General features: G+C 55.4%; 16 protein-coding genes. 11 read left to right on the top strand and 5 right to left on the bottom strand.

The window, feature by feature from the left end:
* Positions 1-95: 95 nt before the first annotated feature.
* From AB1L30_RS17485 to AB1L30_RS17475, 3 genes are all read right to left on the bottom strand, one after another.
* Positions 96-860 (bottom strand): response regulator, encoded by a 765-nt coding sequence (locus AB1L30_RS17485; protein WP_367014692.1) that lies wholly within the window; start codon positions 858-860, stop codon positions 96-98.
* Positions 861-1,166: 306 nt separating this feature from the next.
* A complete protein-coding gene (locus AB1L30_RS17480; protein WP_367014691.1) occupies positions 1,167-1,601 on the bottom strand; it encodes a response regulator in 435 nt (144 codons plus the stop codon).
* A 180-nt stretch (positions 1,602-1,781) separates the two neighbouring features.
* Complete coding sequence (locus AB1L30_RS17475) at positions 1,782-2,858, bottom strand: ATP-binding protein (protein ID WP_367014690.1); 1,077 nt, start codon at positions 2,856-2,858, stop codon at positions 1,782-1,784.
* Positions 2,859-3,446: 588 nt separating this feature from the next.
* On the opposite strand from AB1L30_RS17475, the gene AB1L30_RS17470 reads away from it, so the two are divergent.
* Genes AB1L30_RS17470 through AB1L30_RS17460 form a run of 3 tightly spaced genes read left to right on the top strand, consistent with a single transcriptional unit; the run spans position 3,447 to position 6,417 of the window.
* Entirely contained in the window at positions 3,447-5,057 is a 1,611-nt protein-coding gene (locus AB1L30_RS17470; protein ID WP_367014689.1) for a hybrid sensor histidine kinase/response regulator, read from the top strand.
* A 30-nt stretch (positions 5,058-5,087) separates the two neighbouring features.
* On the top strand, positions 5,088-5,474 hold the full coding sequence (locus tag AB1L30_RS17465) for a response regulator (RefSeq protein WP_367014688.1): 387 nt from the start codon (positions 5,088-5,090) through the stop codon (positions 5,472-5,474).
* Between the two features lie 49 nt (positions 5,475-5,523).
* Positions 5,524-6,417, top strand: a complete 894-nt coding sequence (locus tag AB1L30_RS17460) for a response regulator (protein WP_367014687.1) — start codon at positions 5,524-5,526, stop codon at positions 6,415-6,417.
* An 81-nt stretch (positions 6,418-6,498) separates the two neighbouring features.
* Here the strand turns inward: AB1L30_RS17460 and AB1L30_RS17455 are convergent, their stop codons facing one another.
* On the bottom strand, positions 6,499-6,828 hold the full coding sequence (locus AB1L30_RS17455; RefSeq protein ID WP_367014686.1) for a metalloregulator ArsR/SmtB family transcription factor: 330 nt from the start codon (positions 6,826-6,828) through the stop codon (positions 6,499-6,501).
* Between the two features lie 457 nt (positions 6,829-7,285).
* On the opposite strand from AB1L30_RS17455, the gene AB1L30_RS17450 reads away from it, so the two are divergent.
* The 5 genes from AB1L30_RS17450 (at position 7,286) to AB1L30_RS17430 (ending at position 13,062) form a co-directional block, all read left to right on the top strand.
* Positions 7,286-8,224 (top strand): SgcJ/EcaC family oxidoreductase, encoded by a 939-nt coding sequence (locus tag AB1L30_RS17450; protein ID WP_367014685.1) that lies wholly within the window; start codon positions 7,286-7,288, stop codon positions 8,222-8,224.
* 48 nt (positions 8,225-8,272) lie between these two features.
* Positions 8,273-10,003 (top strand): hypothetical protein, encoded by a 1,731-nt coding sequence (locus AB1L30_RS17445; protein WP_367014684.1) that lies wholly within the window; start codon positions 8,273-8,275, stop codon positions 10,001-10,003.
* A gap of 62 nt (positions 10,004-10,065) precedes the next feature.
* Positions 10,066-10,956: an ADP-ribosylglycohydrolase family protein gene (locus tag AB1L30_RS17440; protein ID WP_367014683.1), complete on the top strand. Its 891-nt coding sequence runs from the start codon at positions 10,066-10,068 to the stop codon at positions 10,954-10,956.
* A gap of 64 nt (positions 10,957-11,020) precedes the next feature.
* Positions 11,021-12,277 (top strand): hypothetical protein, encoded by a 1,257-nt coding sequence (locus AB1L30_RS17435; protein ID WP_367014682.1) that lies wholly within the window; start codon positions 11,021-11,023, stop codon positions 12,275-12,277.
* A gap of 80 nt (positions 12,278-12,357) precedes the next feature.
* On the top strand, positions 12,358-13,062 hold the full coding sequence (locus tag AB1L30_RS17430; protein ID WP_367014681.1) for a tetratricopeptide repeat protein: 705 nt from the start codon (positions 12,358-12,360) through the stop codon (positions 13,060-13,062).
* A 1-nt stretch (position 13,063) separates the two neighbouring features.
* Here the strand turns inward: AB1L30_RS17430 and AB1L30_RS17425 are convergent, their stop codons facing one another.
* Complete coding sequence (locus AB1L30_RS17425; RefSeq protein ID WP_367014680.1) at positions 13,064-14,071, bottom strand: hypothetical protein; 1,008 nt, start codon at positions 14,069-14,071, stop codon at positions 13,064-13,066.
* Between the two features lie 174 nt (positions 14,072-14,245).
* Here AB1L30_RS17425 and AB1L30_RS17420 point away from each other — a divergent pair, with 174 nt between their 5' ends.
* The 3 genes from AB1L30_RS17420 to AB1L30_RS17410 all read left to right on the top strand — a co-directional run bounded on the left by AB1L30_RS17420 (position 14,246) and on the right by AB1L30_RS17410 (position 18,391).
* Complete coding sequence (locus AB1L30_RS17420) at positions 14,246-15,004, top strand: ATP-binding cassette domain-containing protein (RefSeq protein ID WP_367014679.1); 759 nt, start codon at positions 14,246-14,248, stop codon at positions 15,002-15,004.
* On the top strand, positions 15,001-16,737 hold the full coding sequence (locus tag AB1L30_RS17415) for a hypothetical protein (protein WP_367014678.1): 1,737 nt from the start codon (positions 15,001-15,003) through the stop codon (positions 16,735-16,737). Before AB1L30_RS17420 ends, AB1L30_RS17415 begins: the two co-directional genes overlap by 4 nt.
* An 88-nt stretch (positions 16,738-16,825) precedes the next feature.
* The gene (locus tag AB1L30_RS17410) at positions 16,826-18,391 is read left to right on the top strand and encodes a choice-of-anchor I family protein (RefSeq protein ID WP_367014677.1); all 1,566 of its coding nucleotides are present in this window, start codon (positions 16,826-16,828) and stop codon (positions 18,389-18,391) included.
* Positions 18,392-18,397 lie beyond the last annotated feature (6 nt).

Genomic DNA, 18,397 nt, shown 5'->3' with positions numbered 1-18,397 from the left:
CTGTCGTAAGATCGTGAATACCAAGGAAATTGTCGCGTTCTGATCTGCGATGATTGCCTATGGTGGAGAACCTCGGAATAGGCGAACTTTGAGGGTTAGTTCAAAACCGTTTGGCCGAGGTTATTCCCGCTGAGCATCTCTTCGACCAGCCGAGCCGGGTTGAGAGGCTTCTGAAACCAGCGATCGCAGCCACCAGGCCCAACTTCGACGCCATATTCAATGGGGTGAATTCCGCTAACCGCGAAGACCTTGATGTCTTCAAAGCGAGCGTTGCGCCGGATCTCGCGAACGGTCCAGCCGCCGTTGAATTTCGGCATATTCATGTCCAGAAGGACAACGTCTGGAAGTTGATTGCTACTGAGATATTCAATCGCCGCGGCACCATTGAGGACCGAATCAACCTCGAAGTCTTTCAGCTTGAGAAAGCTGGCCAGTAGCCTGGCTTCGTTCTCGTTGTCGTCGACCACCAACGCACGACGAACTTGCTTGTTGGTTGGCATGGCTACCGGTGGCAGGCAACTGGCGACCTGGGCTTCCAGGACTTCCAACTCGCGGATGATCCGTGTCAGTAAGGCGAAGACGTGATCCGAATCGGTTATTTCGGCGGCCAGTTGCACCTTTTCCAGGGCATGGATCGCGGCTTGAAGCTGCTGGTTAATGGGAGAGAGTTCGATGGGCTTTTGATTGCATGGCAGGCCACTGAAGTCGTCTGGCGGCAGTTCGTGGCGGCGAACGGCGATCTCGCGGGGGGCGTGGATACCGAGGCGAACTCGAGACTTCGAGAGTTGTAGCACTTTGATGCTAACCCCGAGTCCAGGAAATTCGATCGATTCGTTGGGGCTTCGAGAGAGAACGAGCATAGCTTGGTTTCCTTTCCTGTCGAATACTTTCGGGTATCGTCCTACCCGAACTCGCAGAATTACCGTATGGAACGTCACGAAGCAGCCTGGAGAGCCAGGATAACCGCCTAAAAAGACAGCTGCTTTCATGACAAGAGCGTGACGTCCAGTCGAACCGGTTGGGAAACCTGCCGGGAATCACTTCCCCGCATCTCGTCGTTAATATGTGCGAGATGTTTTACAGATCGTTTAAGAATCACTCAAGATGGTTCTGAAGTTCCACCTGGAAAATTTCGGGAAAATATTCGAATTTGGGTGCTAGCCTGACTACCGCTCCGGTGGAAATTCGATATATCGCCAATACAGTTTCAACATGTTGAGGTGTTCGATAAACGGCTCACCGAACTTGCCTTTTTTCAAATAGCCAGCAACGTGCTTTTCATAAGCCTGCAGTACATCACGATCGTCGTCTGAAGTCGAAAGAACGAAGACGATACTGTCGTGCAGCTTCGAGTCGTCTCGCAGTTCATGCAGGAACTCGATGCCGTTCATTCGCGGCATATTGAGGTCTAGCAGGATCAAATAAGGCCGCAATAGCCGGCCTTCTGCTGTTTCTCCACGCAAGATCTCCAGCGCTTCGATTCCGTCGCGTGCCCTGACCATGGGGTTTGCAATGCGCTGCTTGTCGATGGCACGGCGAATGACGTCCGCATCGACGTCGTCGTCATCGACGAGCAGAATTCGCACCTGATGAGAAACCATGCCGACTCCTGTGGGGAAAAAATGGGTGCTTTCGCTTGCGATATCGTTGCAAAGCCTGGGGGGCAACGGCAAGAGGGGTAAATGTATATCTATGTGCTGTGTGTTTATCGGAAAACTATTATGTCCGATGCGCATTTCTATCGCCAATTGCGCGAAGCTCGCTAGTAGCCGCGCAATTATTTACGAAGTTGAGACGGTATCCGGAAACGACACATACAGAGTCGTCCCCTCGCCCTGCTTCGATCTTGCCCAGATCTTACCTTGGTGTTGGTCGACAATCTTGCGACAAGTTGCCAGACCAATGCCAGAGCCCTCGAATTCCCGCTGAGAATGTAAGCGTTTGAACGGAGCAAAAATCGTATCGATGTCTTTCTCAGCGATTCCTATACCATTATCGGCGATTTCGATTGTCCACTGCGAGGATTCATGCATCGCATTGATACGGATTTCGGGAACTCGCTTATCCCTAAATTTGATCGCGTTGGAGACCAGGTTCTGAAACAGCAGGATCAGCATGACTTCATCCCCCATGATCGAGGGCATTTCGCCTACGGTGACCTGCGCATTGGCTTCCTGAATTACGACTTCCAGGTTTTGTATCGCCGCTGCGACGACTTGTTGAAGGGAAACCTCGCGTAGCGGTGTCTCGGAAGAGCCATGCCGGGCATAGTCAATCAAGTTCTTCACCAGCGATTGCAAACGCGTCGCATTGGTGGCGATCATCTCCAAGTGCGTCGCTGACTTCTCATTCAACGAGCCTTCCAAGTCTTCCTGCAGAAACTCGGAGAGCTGCGCAATCCGCCGCAGGGGCGCTTGCAGATCATGCGCGGCCATGTGGGCGAAATCCCGCAGTTCTTTCTGCTGAGCCAAAAGATTACGGGTCATCGTCACTTTCTCGATCGCGTTGTGCAAGGCACGGTGGACTGTCTCGGCGGTCAGGGCGTCTTTCACCAGGTAATCCTGGGCACCAAGCTTCAGCCCTTCGACAGCAACTTGCTCGTTGCCATAGCCTGAAATGGCGATGATCGGAATGTCCATCTGAAGCTCGCGAATTCGTCGCAAGACGCTCCATTCAGCGGAATCTTCCAGGCGATAGTCGAGGAAGAGACAGTCGTATTCATGGTTCTGGAGTAGTCGAAGAGCTTCTGCGCCACTCGAAGCAAAGCTTACCTCGAATCCCTCTGGACAAGCTTGCCCCAACATTGCTTTGAGGACTCGCGCATCGGCGACGCTATCGTCGATAATCAGAAAGTGCATAGGGTCTCGGAGGAATGAGAGTGGAGGGGCACGGTACCTCGGTCTTGCTGATAACAGCATCTTCCGTGAGTCAGCAACCTGGTCAGGCACTCACTTCCCTAGAGCATATCGATTCCCCCATAGGTGACAAACAATTGAGTCGTCGATTTCAGAATCATTTGCTGGTGAATTATTCACTTCGAGCGAAAAGGTTCTCATCGAAGGGATCTCCCATGGGCGTTATCACGTCTAGAAATCATGGGCGCAAATTGTCCCCACTTCTGGTCGTCCGGCGACCATGCTGACTAAGGAAGTTCGTCGGTATGTGACGAGTCTGACGGTTCCCAAGCCCTCGGAAGCATGGTTGTTGTGCGCAAATCCGCAAACTCTTTTCGGCAAACTTCGACCAGATGAAAGCGGCGTAGGGTGTAGGTAGAGGCATTCATTGCAGGCAACCAATCCCAATACCATCTTGGGAAACAAGCCAGTTTACTTACCGTCTCAAGCGGACGCCTGCAAGCAATCCAATCATGAGATCGACGAGCTTTTCACAGGCTCGTTTCAAAGGGCGATTGTCCTTCTGACAACGATCTCGGTGTGAAAAGGGGCATGGCAATGGATTTGGAAAATCGAGTCTTCCATCTACTGGTCTTGGAAGACGATCTCGCTGATCAAGAGTTGATCGAACGACACTTTGTGCGATCACGTCACAATTTCCAACTGACTTGGGCAACCAAGTTGGCCGAGGCCTTGGCTCATCTGAAAGAGCAGCCTTTCGATGCGATTGTTTCGGACGTGAATGTTCCTGACAGTAGCGGTTTCGAAACGATTGCCCGACTTCGTGAGCATTGCGGTCAATCCGCCATCTTCGTGCTGACTTCGCAGGAAGACAATGATGTCGAAGACGAAATCTTCGGGGCAGGGGCCCAAGATTACCGCGGCAAAGAAGAACTGTCGAGCAACTCGCTGGGGCGTGCCGTGGTGCATGCTATCCAGCGACAAGAGCAAGTTAATCAAAACAAACGCCTGGTGCGTCGACTGAAACGCAATCGCATGCAGATGAACCTGCAGGCACAACAGCTCAAGCGAAAAAATCGCCGCCTATCGAAGCTCTATCGCACCACGCGCGAGTTCGTCGACAACGTGTCGCATGATCTTCGTACACCGCTGACGGTGATCAAAGACTACGTTTCGATCGTCCGCGATGGCATGGCTGGTCCGATCGGAGAAGAACAAAAGAAACTGCTCGGCAAAGTTGCCATTCGAGCCGACGACTTGAATCACATGGTCGACGACATCCTCGACGCCAGCAAGCTGGAAGCAGGTTTGCTGGGGGCGTGGCGTCGCACGGCGAGTGTTGCGCAAATCATCGATCATGCCTCCTGCGGATTACGCGAGCGCGCTTCGATTAAAGGGGTGGAACTGGTAATCGATTGCCCGCAGAACCTGCCCGAGGCGTATTGCGACTGCGAAAAAGCGGTTCGCGTGATCAACAACCTGGCGATCAATGCGATCAAGCATTCCAACGCCGGGCAATCGGTGACGATCTGGGCCAAATATTGCCCGATCGAAGGGGAGATCAGCATTGGCATCACCGATCATGGACCGGGGATCGAACCCGAGTCACTGCAATGCATCTTCGACCGGTTCGAGCAATTGGACGACAACGTATCGACGACCGTGCAGGGATTTGGGCTGGGACTGAACATCGCCCAACGGCTGACGCTCATCAATCTCGGCAAGCTGAGTGTCGAAAGCAAAGTGGGCGAGGGGAGCACATTCTCGTTCACCGTTCCGTTGGCCGATCCATCCGAAGTGTTCTCGCGTTGGCTCGATATCCGCAGCGATTCTAATCTTCCGCTGAAAGCCATCGAAATCGCCGTCGGCGATATGGTCACGGACAACGATGCCGACGACTTCGATCGCTTCGTGAACTGTTTGCTACGTCGACAAGACATCTTGTTCCGGGTTTCCAAACGCCATTGGCTGTTGGTGTTGGCAATTCCTGAGAATGACATGGTGCACTGGGAAGAGCGTGCCCAACGCGATTTTGTGCGGTTCAATCGGAACCGACCGCAAGGACCGCTGCCAGGATTTACCCGGCGACTGGTGCGGCAATGGGCCTCGAAGAGTTCGGCTCGGAAGATCCTGGGCGATTTCGATCATATTCTGCGTGAAGAGTTTGAAATGCCGGAGTATCACCAGTTGGCCGCTCACTAAATTTGAATCTCTTTCATGGGGCAAACAGAGATGGATGATTCAAGAAAAATTCTGATCGTCGACGACGAACACGACATTCGCGAAGGAGTTTCTTACCGACTTCGAGCTGCCGGCTACGCGACGCTTTCGGCTGAGAATGGCATAGAGGGAATTGCGTCGGCCCGGTTGCATCGACCCGATGCGATTTTGCTGGATGTTCAGATGCCAGAGAAGGATGGCATCGAGACCTTACGAGAAATGCGACGAGACACGGAAATCAGTTCCATCCCGATTGTCATGCTTTCGGCCAGTTTGCGTGACGAACTCCGTGCCTTGGATGCGGGTGCCCGTTTCTTTGTGCAAAAGCCTTACGACGGATCACAACTACTTTTCGCATTGGAAGCAGCCCTATCACCTGTCATGGTCGGAAGCGACTGACCTTCGATTCTTCCCCCGCCGATTGACCCACCTTGAGGAGACACCCACGATGAAATCGATCCTGATTGCGGACGATAACTGCGATGTCGTCGATATTTTAAAACGACGTTGCGAGAAACTTGGGCTGAACGTTGTGACGGCCGACAACGCGATGGACGCATTGAAACTTGCCGACTCGGTTCGACCGGAAGCGATCATTCTCGACATCCATATGCCGCAGGGAAATGGCCTGACGGTTGCCGAGATGCTGTCCAACCACGAACAACTGCAGTCTGTTCCGGTCATTATTTTAACCGGTAGCTCGTCGGAAGAGATTATCAAGCGATGCCATCAACTTTGTGCCTACTACATTCCCAAATCAACCGATATCTGGCGTCACATCGAGCCAGTCTTGTGTGAACTTTTAGAAATCAATGAGGATCCGATGGACGTTCCTGAAATGCCGAGTGATCAGAAGCTTTCCGAGTCGCTGGCAATCCTGGACCGCGTGTTTGCGATCCTGGGTGTTGAAGTCAACGACAGCCCTCAGCCTGCAGAAGGAAGCGAGCCCGTCGTCGAACAAAACACCCCGTGGGTGCTGACGATCGAAGACGACGAAGACGTTGCCATAGCGCTGAAGATGCGGCTGAAAGAAGTTGGCATCATTGCCGTGCATGCCGCGGAGGGAACGGCCGGTTATCGCAGTGCGTTCATGTCGGCCCCCAGCGCGATCATTCTCGACTACGAACTGCCACGCGGCAACGGCGACTACGTCTTGCGACGTTTGAAAGAATCGCCGGTCACCAGTTCGATTCCGGTCATCGTGTTGACCGGCCGCAAGGAACCGTTCATCGAACGGCAGATGCGAAGCATGGGAGCGAATGCCTTCTTTACGAAGCCGTTCCAGTGGGGACGGATCAAGCAAACGCTCGAAGATCTATTGCCGGCCGGCATGGTGCACTAACTTGGGGGCTGCTTTCCGAGTGGCTTGGAAACGGGCCACTCGGAGAGCACTACAAGTCGTGGCTGATACGCAAGAACGAAACTAGTTCCGCAGGTCGATCCGGCAGCAGCCGAAGTCGAGCGAAGAACTCGCGGCACGCGATTTCTTCTGGAAGTCGCAGTTTAACTGATAATAGATATGCCGTCCTTCGCGCTGCGTGCTGACCAGGTCGGCATGAAATAGCACCCGCAAGTGATGCGAGACGTTGGCCATCTCCATCTCGAGCAGCAGTGCCAGGTCAGAAACGCTCAACGGACCGGCCTGAAGTGCTTTCACAATCTGCAGCCGAATCGGATCGCCGAGCGCTTTCAGGTAGGTGGCGCATTCGGAGACGTCAGGAACGTCTGCCGAATGTTCGTTTTCCGTGGTCATCACCCTCCCTTAGCAGCCCAGCGTCGTGTCTTTGGCATTCGTAAAGCTCAGGCCTCATTATTCTCGCTGGCTTAGGGACCCGCAAGGTGAAGTCCCCTGGTCGGACCAAGTCGGTCTGGCCGAGGAAGCAGGTGGTTTGCGAAAAGCTGGCAAGTTCCACCTGACATCAAATTGCGGGATTTTCTGCCCCGATCCTTTGCGCAGCAAGCGAATCAAGCGGCTGTGATCGGACTGTCCGGCCGTCGGATATCAGGCAGTTGGTAACGATTTTGGCTCTCTAGAATGCCCGTTTCTTCAAGATTTCTCGTTTGGTTTGCTTGACTTTCGCAACTTCGGTGAAGTCATCATTTCTTTCCCTTCTTTGTAGCAGTGGCAAAAAATCGACTTCTATACTTCAGGGAGGCACCTCCGCCTCAGCGGCTTAGCAAACTACTTTATCAGGTCGGGGGACCGTCGGATGAATTTGTTTTCCTGGGGGCCAACCGCCCGTTGTTATGGTGCGCTGTTGGCGTGCTGCTGCGCTATGAGCCTGGCGAATGCAGTTCTCGCCGAAGAACCCGCTTCGCCACCGAGCGAGTTGGAAACGAACCTGAAGGCTTCGCTCGATCAGCTTCAAGCAGCCTTCAACTCGCACGATGCCCAAGCTGTTGCTTCGCTCTGGGAACAAGAAGGCATCCATCGCCAGGCAACCACCGGCGATCAAATCAAGGGGCGCGACGCCATTCTCAAGGCGTACACCGAATTATTTCAAAGCGAACCCAACGCCAGGCTGATCATCACGCTCAATGCCGTTCGCGAAGTTTCGCCCACGGTGGCCGACGTGAAGTGCTCGACCCAGTTGATGCACTCGGACCGCAGCATTAGCTACTCGAGATTTTCGGCTGTGCTGGTCAAGCAAGGCGACAAGTGGCTGTTGGACCATGTCGAAGAATTCGACGTCGCTTTGCCGGTGGAAACGTCTGCCGGAGCGCTCTCGAAGCTAGGCTGGCTGGTCGGTGTCTGGAGTGATACCGTCAAAGACGCCCATGTCAGCAGTAAGGTGCGCTGGGTTGGCGGTGGCAACTTTCTGATTCGCGAATACCACATGGTGACACCGCAAGGGATCGCCGGTGCCGGGACCCAGGTCATTGGCTGGGATGGCGAACATAACGTGATTCGTTGTTGGCAGTTCGATGGCGATGGGAGCTTCGGTGAAGGTACCTGGCAAGAGACGAGCAAAAACATCTGGCACTGCCCGATGGTCGTCAAGCTGACCGATGGCCGCCGAGCATCGTTTACCCAGATCATCGAACGGGTCTCAGACAAAGAGCTCAAACTGACCATCGTGAATATGGAAGTGGATGGCTTGTCCCTTCCCAACGTGGGACCAGATCGCCTGGTTCGACAGGGCAACTAGCAAGCAGCGTCCATCCATTCAACGAGACAGAATTCAAGAGACTTTCCCATGAAACGTAATCTCTTTCAGTTGTGCCTGGCGGCGGTTGCTGCGGTATGCCTGCCCGTTTCGGCCTATGCGGTTGGTTTCCATGCCGGCGGTATCGCAGGCGGGTTTCATCCTGGCGGGATGGGTGGTGGGTTTCAAACGCCTGGCCCGATAGGGGGTACTGGATTAGATCTCGCAAACGGAGCCAATTATGGTGGGTCTGCCATTGGCGGCCTGGGTGGCGGAATCAGTACCGGCGACTTTGGTGGCGGTAACTTCGGCGGGGGTGGCGTGCATCTGCCCAATGGCGGTGTTGATCTTCCATCCAACGATTTCCGCGGCCAGTTCGGTGGAGCAAGCTTCCCGAATATCTTGCCAAGCGGCAACGATTACACCGGATTCACTGGCGATCATGCAAGCATGCCCTTGTTTAGTCCTCAGTACCCAAACCACACCGGGCCTTCTCCCGGAGACAGCCAAGTGTTCGAGGGACTTCACCGTGGCAATAGTCCTCTGATCAGCGATCCCCAGTGGCCTTCGCATTCACCTGACGTTGCCAGCAAAGTGCGAGGACAACTCGGCAACGTTCTCGGCCCTGGCAGTGATGGCGGCTCCGAGATGGCTGACTGGTTGGATAACAATCCGGTCCGTGCTCAGCATTTGCAGAACTGGGCCGGAGAAGCACAGCGTCTGGGCTATTACGGTGGCCAGACCTGGGGTGATTACAGTCATTCGGGCATCAATGGTGGTTCTCAAAAGTGGTCTGGTAGAGATGGCCCCAAACCTGGTGACGGTGTGAAACCAGGCAGCGGCGACATCCTGCAGAACCATCCGAATGTCGACAACAAGATCGGCAACTATACCAACGTGCCGGGAAGCAACTTCTGGAACAACCATCCGAACCTGCAAGGCAACGTGCATAACTTCACTAACAATGGCGGCGACCATAAGCCACAGAACTGGTTGAACGATCATCCGCAAGTGCAGCAGAAGATTCAGGATCACTTCGACTGGACGCAGCCTGGAAGTCATTGGTGGAATACCAATCATCGGAGCCTCGGTCCGTGGTACTACCAGCACGACTGGAATCGTCATGACTGGTGGTATTGGTGGGACGGGGCGAACTGGGGCAGCATGACCGCGTGGTTCCCTGATTGGGGCTGGGCATCGCCGGTTTACTATGATTACGGACCAGGCGGTAACGTGGTCTATCAAGACAATTCCGTGTACGTGAATGGTCAGGACGTCGGTACGCAGGAAGAGTATGCCCAGTCGGCGGCTCAGTTGGCGGATACGAGTAGTGTCGCTCCGTCGACCAGCACCGACTCGCAATCGAACGATACGCAGTCGAGTGACTCTTCCAACCAGGAGCAATTCCTGCCACTGGGAACGTTCACGATTTCGACCAGCGAGCAAGATCCTTCGACGAATCGAGTGATCCAACTGGCCGTCAATCATGAAGGCCTCATTAGCGGTACGTACTATAACACGTCGACCAACAAGACTTACGTGGTGCAAGGTCGAGTCGACGAGAAGACGCAGCGTTGTGCGTTCACCGTCGGGGATAATACCACCACGGTCTTCGAGACCGGCATTTATAACCTCACCAAGAACGAGGTCCCGGTGTTGGTCCACTTCAGCACGACCCGAACGGAGCATTACCTGTTCATTCGGATGAATCCACCCAAGGATGCTGATAAACAGGTTAGCGACGCCGGCTCGGGCTCGAAGCAAGAAGGTCTGCCGTTCTAATTTTCTTCAGGGCCATTCACGGGATGACTGGTTGGCCCTGATTTATTTCTTGGATCGATCACGTGGCAAAGCTCTCTCGCTCACAGCGAATCGCCGGCTGTTTGCTGACCGGTGCCTTGGGAGACGCGATTGCGGCTCCCTACGAGACCTCTCCGCCCGGGCAAAGCCTGGTCGCCGGGAAGCAACTTCGCACGACCGACGACACGCAACTGACGTTGGCTACCTGTGAAGCGATTGTGGCTCGGTCCGCGGTCGATCCGGCGGCAATTGCCCAGGCGATGCTACACTGGTTTCAAGCAGGACGAATCCGCGGAATTGGTTCTAGCACCTTGAAGTCAATGCGCGATCTGACCGTCGGAGTTCACTGGGCCGATGCGGGTTCCACGGGCGAACGTTCGGCCGGCAACGGGGCCGCGATGCGAATTGCACCGTTGGCTTTTCTGCTTGATCCGGATGAAGCCGCGCAAAGAACGCTCATTCGAGACATCTGTTGGATCACGCATCATAACGACGAGGCCTACATCGGTGCCTTAGCAATCGTTTACGCCATTCGAATGGTCACCGCCGAAGATGCCGACGAACCCGATTTAATCACGAAGATAACCGAACGGTTGCCGGACTCGAATGTTCGTGATCGGCTGGGGGAAGTGGCGAACGGCGTTTCGTATCTCGACTACGCTCAGGCCCATCTCCCGACCGGATACGTGGTCGACTCGGTGCCAGCCGCGATCTTGGCGGCGACGCAGTACGCCGATCCGTTGGTCATGTTTCGCGACATCGTCACCGGCGGAGGCGATGTCGACACGGTCGCTTCGATGGCAGGACAGATCCTCGGTGCAGAGCAGGGGATTATGCCTTCGGTGGCGGAGCTTCTGCCGACAGTTGACTTATATGAAGAGATCAAAACGATCGCGGCACGTTTCGGCGAGAGTCGACTAGATTCTGCCGATTAGATTCGATAAGTTGGCGCCCACATCTTTTCTGTGCTCATCATTTCTTCGCGCGGGGGCCGTGGTCGTGTCGGACGCTCATCAGTTGCTGGAATTCATCGAGGAAGGCCTCAACATTCATGGCGAAGAGCTCGGTGGCTGGACCCAGCTTCTGGACGAGCAACTCAAGATCTTCGACGGTCGAGTCACGCTGTCGGCCGAAATCCACGAGATGGAAACGCCGCAAGATGGCATGGTCCATTGCCACGTCTTCGCTCAGTTACACGACTACGACGACGAAGTGCTAGATGCCTGTGTGTTTGGTATGGGGGATGACCGCGAGAAAGCACTACGCGAGGCATCGGTCTTGTGGATCACGCTTGTCGCTGGTCCCATCCGATCGTTTCTCGACAACCACCCGGTCTGCATGGCTTGCCAGATCGGTGTCGCTGGTGGTAACCCGGCCGAAGGTTTCATTCCGTCCGACTTTGGTTTGCCTCGACTTCGCGCGTACGTCGGTCCGACGGTCAGCCGAGGTATCGAAGGGAATCTCTTTCCCAGCGATGGCGAGACCAATTTGCCCTGGTTCCGTTATGCCTCGGAATCGGCCGCTCCACGCAGGGTCCATCTGGCGAAAGCGACCGTGCTGTCGAGCGGCAAGAACGGTTGGCATCGCGAATTGGAGATTGATGGGCACGATATCTCGCACCGCGACGACGATTGGCCGCTGCCTGCCAACGGACCAGAGTTTGGGTATATCGTCCGGTTTGCCGTATTCGAGTTCCCCCAGAACTCGAGCGAAGTCCGCGAGCGGGCCGAATTGGAACGGACGATCCAGCACTTCGCCGAGCATTTCACCGACCACGAATCAATCGATCAACTGATCGAGGCGATGGTCGAGCGTGGCTTCGACTCGCAGATCGTGCAAGAGGTCGAATCGATCTCAACAATTGCTTTTGGGCGTCTTTTGTTCGAGTCGACCGGCGTGCAGTACGCTTCGACCGTGATCCGAGCCAAGGCCGACGGAACGATTGAAACCGATGTCCCACTGATGTCGTTGCCGGCCTACAGCCGTGGCCGAGCCCTGGGAATTAAGCTCCGCGAGAGTCTACCGCCTGAAACCTGGGAGGCGTTGAATCTCTACAACGCCGAGTCGAACGCCATCTTGTCTGCCCTGGATCAAGGCGTCGCGGTCGAAGACCTGGGAGGCATGCGGATGGCCCCAAGCATCGTGCCGGAGGTTGGTACCAGCAGCGAAACGATGGATAAAGCCTTGAAAATCGTGAATGAGATCATGGAGCGGACACGTCCGCCAGCCAAGAAGCCTTGGTGGAAGTTCTGGTAGGACCGAAGGCCGCAAGCTAGAATTCAGGCACATCCTATCGATACGGTCGTAAATCCTTCTAGCTGCTCAGGTTCAACGCAATGAATATCGCTCGGTCTATCTCGGCATCCCTGCTGGTTCTGTTTCTTTTTTCGGGATGCGATGTCAACCAGAATGGTGACGTCATGGTCGAAAAGGCCGCCGCTTTGTACGAAGAAGGGGACTACGAAGCTGCCGTGCCGGTCTTCAAGAAGGCCCTGGACAAGCCGCTGAAGGAATACCCCAAAAGCGTCGCGCTGACCATGTTGGGCAACTGCTACAACGAGATGGGCGAGTACGAAGAGTCGATCAAGTACCATGAAATGGCGATCGAAGAAGATCCTCAGAATCACCGCGCCTACGTCAACAAAGGGGTCGTCTGCCGACTGATGGGAGAATTTGACGAGGCTGAGCGGATGTACAACAAGGCCTTGGAAATCGAACCCAACTATGCCGAGTTACATATCAGCCTGGGTGCCCTTTACATCCACCAGGAAAAGTACGACCAGGCCGTCGTCGAACTGGAAAAAGGGGTGAAGCTGGACGACACGCTGGCCGTGGGGCATTCCAATCTGGCGTTCGCCTATGCCACGGTCGGTCGCTTTGACGACGCCGATCGCGAGCTGAAGAAAGCGATTGTGCATGGCTACACCCAACCCGAGGTGATCCGCGATCGCATCGAAGCATTCCGTGCCGCCGCCGGTGAAGGTGCCCCTGCAGAAGAGCCTGTCGCTGAATCGAAGGAAGAAGAATCGAAGGACGAGTAAGCTATTGGTCCTCGAGCGTGAACGTCTGCAGTGAGAAGTCAGCGTTCCCTTGCAGCACTTCGGGCCAACTACCTGGTTGGCCTCCGTGGTCGATCTGCAGCGGCCCAGGGCTGTACAGCAAGAAGCTTTTCGGTTCGTTAGCCGACTTCGGTTGGTAAAGGAAAGCTTGGCCTGTGAATGGATCGCGTGGAATATCGGACAATACGCCTGGCCGCAAATGCTCGAGTTCGGCCGGGTACGTGCCGGTTAGAGCCTCGAATTGTTGCAAAGCCAAATCGAGTGCCAACAGGCGAAAGGCGGCGATGGTACGTTGCTCGAAGCAGGTATACATCGCCTGGTTGTCTTCCGGCAGATTCGACATCCCTTCCTGGATGATCTGTTGAAATTCAGCCAACTGCTCTGGCGATAGGTCGTCGGTCATCTCGGCCGGCAATGCCATCGCGTCGGAGTTGATTTCTTCGTCGGGGTAATCAACCAGTTCGGTCCAAAGTTCGTCGCGTTCCATGGCGACCTCAACCGGCTCATGTTCCGACTCGACCCGTGCCAGTTCGCGTAATAGACGCGATCGCTGCTCGGAATCCAACTGTTCTCGAACCGTGCTCAGCAGCGACGACCCCAACGCAATCGAGCGAACCGAGGCCAGGTAGTCGACCTGTAAGCCTCCCCGAGCCGTCGCATTGCCTAGATCGATCAACGTGAGTCCGGCTGTAATCACGTGGTCGTATTGCTGCGTCTGCAGCGCGAGAATCCCTTCGATGTAAAAGGCATCGGCCAGGTTTCTCAGCACTTGGATCTCTGGGCAATGACGTCGAAAGTAATCGGCGTCGTATTCCAAAGGAACGGCACACGCGGCATCGAGGTGATCACGTGCATCATCCAGCAAAATTCGATTCGCCGTGACGAACGATTGCAAGTTCGCAAGTTCCAGTTCGGCCGAAAAGCTGAGATCGTCCGGCGAAGGAAGTTGCAAAGCGATCTTCACCAGGCAGGTATAAGGGGGCAATGACATGAGTCGTTTTTGGGGAGTGATGGGAGAGGAGGTTCCACCTATCGTACTCCGTTCAGGTCGCCAGCGGAATCAAGGGACACGAAGGAACCATGAGTTGCCAAGATTATCGATCCGGGGGCGAATAGCCGCTAGAATATGCCCGCAAACCAATTCCCTCGCCCCAATGGTTAACTTGTGGAATCATCTGCCGCACCAACGATTCAGTTTCAAGACACCGGACGAATCTTCGCCGGAGCCTGGGCTTTGCGACAAGTGAATGCGAGCTTGCTGCCAGGCAGTGTCTACGCTGTGCTGGGGGCGAATGGCGCCGGTAAGTCGACTCTGCTACGGCTGGTGGCTGGATGGCTTCCGGCAAGCGAAGGACGAATCTACCTGGGGCCTTCTCCGATGCGTCCCACGGCCATTCATTTGCGACGAAAGGTCATGCTGCTGGACGACACCAGCGGAGATCGTCAGGCCACGCTCAGTAGTCCGGTCGACGATCTGTGCCAACTGGTACGCGACTATCATGCCGATCGGCCTGGCATTGAAGATGAGATCGCCAACTGGTTCGAAAGGCTGCGGCTGGTGCCGGTATCGCGGTCGAAGCGTGGCGAGATGTCGAAAGGGCAGGCCTACAAAATCACGATGGTCGGACTGTTCGCGATCGCTCCGCCGATCTGGCTGCTGGACGAACCATTCTCAGCTGGTCTCGATGCGGAAGGATTGCAGATCCTGGAGAAGCAGATTCGCGAACATGCCCACCGTGGTGGGACGGTTATCTTTTCAAGTCAATGGCCGGAACATGCTCGGCGTTTAGCCGATGGTGCGTTGGTCCTGCATGAAGGAAACCTTGTCTGGAGTGGTGTGCCTGACGAAAAGCCAAATGACGAGCTGACCGATACCGCGGCGCCTGCGTTACAGGCGGTGCTGCAAGGTCTGGGGCCATCATGAGCGAAGAGGTCGACCAGCGAATTGAGCGTAAGCTTCGGTGGCAACATCTACGATGGCTGGCGAAGAACAAGCCTGACACGTTTTGCTTTCGGGAACGCTGGCGACACTTTCGGCGGCGTTATGAAGCCACCATGCAATCGATCTTCCGATCGAAAGCGGGCTATTGGCTGACCCTGGTATTTTGCAGTATTGCCGTTGTCGCCATGTCGGGGCTACTGCTGTGGGTGATCGGCGCGTTGTGCTGGGGATCTCTGCAACTGGTCCCGACCGAATTCGGCGAGGTCACGCCAGGTGCCCTGCGTCACGTTGGCTTCATGCGTCTTTCGATCATGCAAACGATGGCCTGGGTCGTGATTGCACTGGTCTGCTTGCCAACCGACCAAGATGACAAACCAAAACGACAATGGTCGCGGGCCGCACCGCAGTGGCGGCAACGGGTTCTCGTGTTACGAATTGCTGTGGCCCTGCTCGGACTTTACTCCATGGCTGGCATCGGCATCTGTGTTTGGAACGTGACTTCACCGATTCAAGCTGCCTTGGCTGGGTTGTTGGTCGCGGGGCTAGTGATTGCGAACGCCTATTGCGTCAGCCTGTGGGCGACTTCGTTCCCGCGACTAGGATATTTACTGAAGCCGCAGGTGCTGGTGACGACTTTATTGTTGTCGTCGATGCTGCTTCCGTTTCTCTTCTTCATGACCTTGCTGAGCCTGCAGATCGCTCAGCACTTTGGCTGGTGGGGCCCGGTGGCCTGGATGCAGTGGCAGGTCATGCGAATCGGCGACGGCGACACTTATGCCTGGTTGCCGCTGCTGGTCGTACTGGCCATCGGAGCGGTGATAACGCTTGCCATTCGCGGGAGAGCCAATGCCTGGCAAACGAGACGAAAGGCTTTGGCCTGGCTTCGAAGTACGCCTCAGGCGGTCGTGGTGGAACGCAAAGTCGACAACGCCTCGATTGATCTTCGTCGCGAGCTACGGCGACGCCTGCATCGGGAACCGCGGCGGTGGCATGATTGGGTCTGGCCGCGTTGGATGAACCAAGGTGTTGCGTTCATCATGCCGGTCGTTTTGGTGGCGATCGGAGCCCAGGCAGTTCTTTACTTCTCGCATCAATGGGCGTTTCAAATCACCTCGGACGCTGATCATTCCGAGCTGTTACGAACCCATCTGACGATCCTATTGCCCACCATCGCGATTGTGATGGGAACGGTCGAAGCCGCCGGCTTCTTTGCGGATCCTTCGATGCAGTGGCTGTACTGGAAAAACCCTCGTTCGCCGTGGGCTCATTGGCGACAAATGCAATGGGCTGGACTGAAACGCGCGCCGGTAATCCTGTTGTGGACTTTGCCGACCTGCATCGTCCCTTGGCTTTGGGGAACAGAAGCATGGCAGCTTGCGTTACTGACCATGGGAATGACGCTGCTGGCCTGCGTAAGCGTGCGAACGATCGCTTGTGCCTGGATAACGATCCTCTGTTGGTTGGCGATGAAGCATACGAGCTGGGCGACAATCATTGCCCCGGCGACCACGTTGATGGCGATGGGACTCGGTGCGGTCGCCATGCTGACAGCCGTTGCCGATCCGAGTGGAAGCTTTCCCGATTGGTTCCGCATGCTTGCGGGACAAGCGGTCACACTGACAACCTTCACCGGAACTGCCTGGTTATGGAACACGCTCGGTTGGTTGCCAGTTGATCGTGAAGGCGAATCGTTGGTGGTGGAGTCACTTCAGTAATTCATTCTTCCTTCATCCGTTGTCAACAAACTTGGCGACACTGGGGACCTTAATGTTCTAACGCCCCCGCAGATGAAGGATCTCTTTAATGAAATTGCTACGCTTGGGCATTGCGATGATGGCGTCGCTGCTGATCGCCCCAACAGTCGTTGCTGGCCCGCTCGACTTTCTGTTTGGCACGCCGACGCTGGTGGAAGAGTGGCGATATGTGGCTGCCAGTGGTTCCGGTGCTTCCGAGATCGCTGCATATGACTCGACCTCGAAGAAGGTCTTCCTGACGAACGTGAACGATGGCACGATCGATGTGCTGGATGCCCTCACTGGTGATCTTCTCGAATCGATTCCGGCCGGAAAGGTGAACAGTGTCGCTGCTCACGAAGGTCTCGTCGCGATCGCCGTCGAAGCGGAAACGACCGGTGTGCGTGGCAAAGTGATGCTGGTCGACGCCGACGACTATAGCGTGATCGCGGAAGTCACTGCCGGTTACCTGCCGGACATGGTGACCTTTACGCCGAACGGCAAGTACGTCCTCGTCGCAAATGAAGGCGAACCGGATGACGACTACGTGATCGATCCGGTTGGTTCGATTTCGATTATCGATGTTCGCAAGCCTGCCAAGCCGAAAGTCTACGAAGCCGGCTTCGAGTCGTTCAACGCGGATGAAGCGACCCTGAAGGCAGCTGGCGTTCGCATCTTTGGCCCTGGTGCCACCGTCGCCATGGACATGGAACCGGAGTACATCGCGGTTTCGGCCGACTCGCGTACGGCTTATGTTTCCTGTCAGGAAAACAACGCGGTTGCTATTGTGAATATCGCCTCGAAGAAAATCATCTCGATCAATCCGCTAGGCTACAAAGATCACTCGCTGGCGAAGAATGCCATGGACGCGTCGAACCGCGACGATGCCATCAACATCCAGCCTTGGCCCACCAAGGGGATGTATCAGCCAGATGCGATCGCGTCGACCGACTTCCTCGGCTTCACGCTGATTGCGACGGCTAACGAAGGAGATGCTCGCGACTACGACGGCTATTCGGAAGAAGCTCGCGTGAAGGACCTGGTCCTCGATCCGGACGCTTTCCCCGATGCCGAGTTTCTGCAGGAAGATGAAAACCTGGGACGTCTAAACTCGACGCTGGCCAACGGCGATATCGACAACGATGGCGACTTCGACGAGATCTACAGCTACGGTGCTCGTTCGTTCTCGATCTGGTTGTTCACGCCGTTCGGGCAGACGGTTCAGTTGTTCGACAGCGGCGACCAGTTCGAGCAGATTACGGCCGCGCAGGTACCTGACTATTTCAACTCGCAAGAAGGAGACGCGGATGAATTCGATTCGCGTAGCGACGACAAAGGCCCAGAGCCTGAAGCGATTGATATCGGTACCGATCTGGGAGCGACTTGGGCGTTCATCGGTTTGGAACGGGTCGGTGGTGTGATGTTGTACGACATCACCAATCCATTAAACCCAGAGTTCGTCCAGTACGAGCGGAACCTGATCGATGCGGCTCCGGAAGGAATCGACTTTATCTCGCGTGGCGACAGCCCGTTCACCGAGCCCGCGATTGTGGTCTCGCATGAAGTGAGCGGCACAGCCACCATGTACAAGGTGAAGCGTGTCGGCGGATTGTTCTCGGATCTATTGAACGACTAAGCTGGC

Origin of the sequence: Bremerella sp. JC817, assembly GCF_040718835.1 — a bacterium.
Taxonomy (GTDB): Bacteria; Planctomycetota; Planctomycetia; order Pirellulales; family Pirellulaceae; genus Bremerella.
The sequence above is the reverse complement of the archived record's forward strand: the minus strand, read 5'-3'. Positions and strand labels throughout refer to the sequence as shown.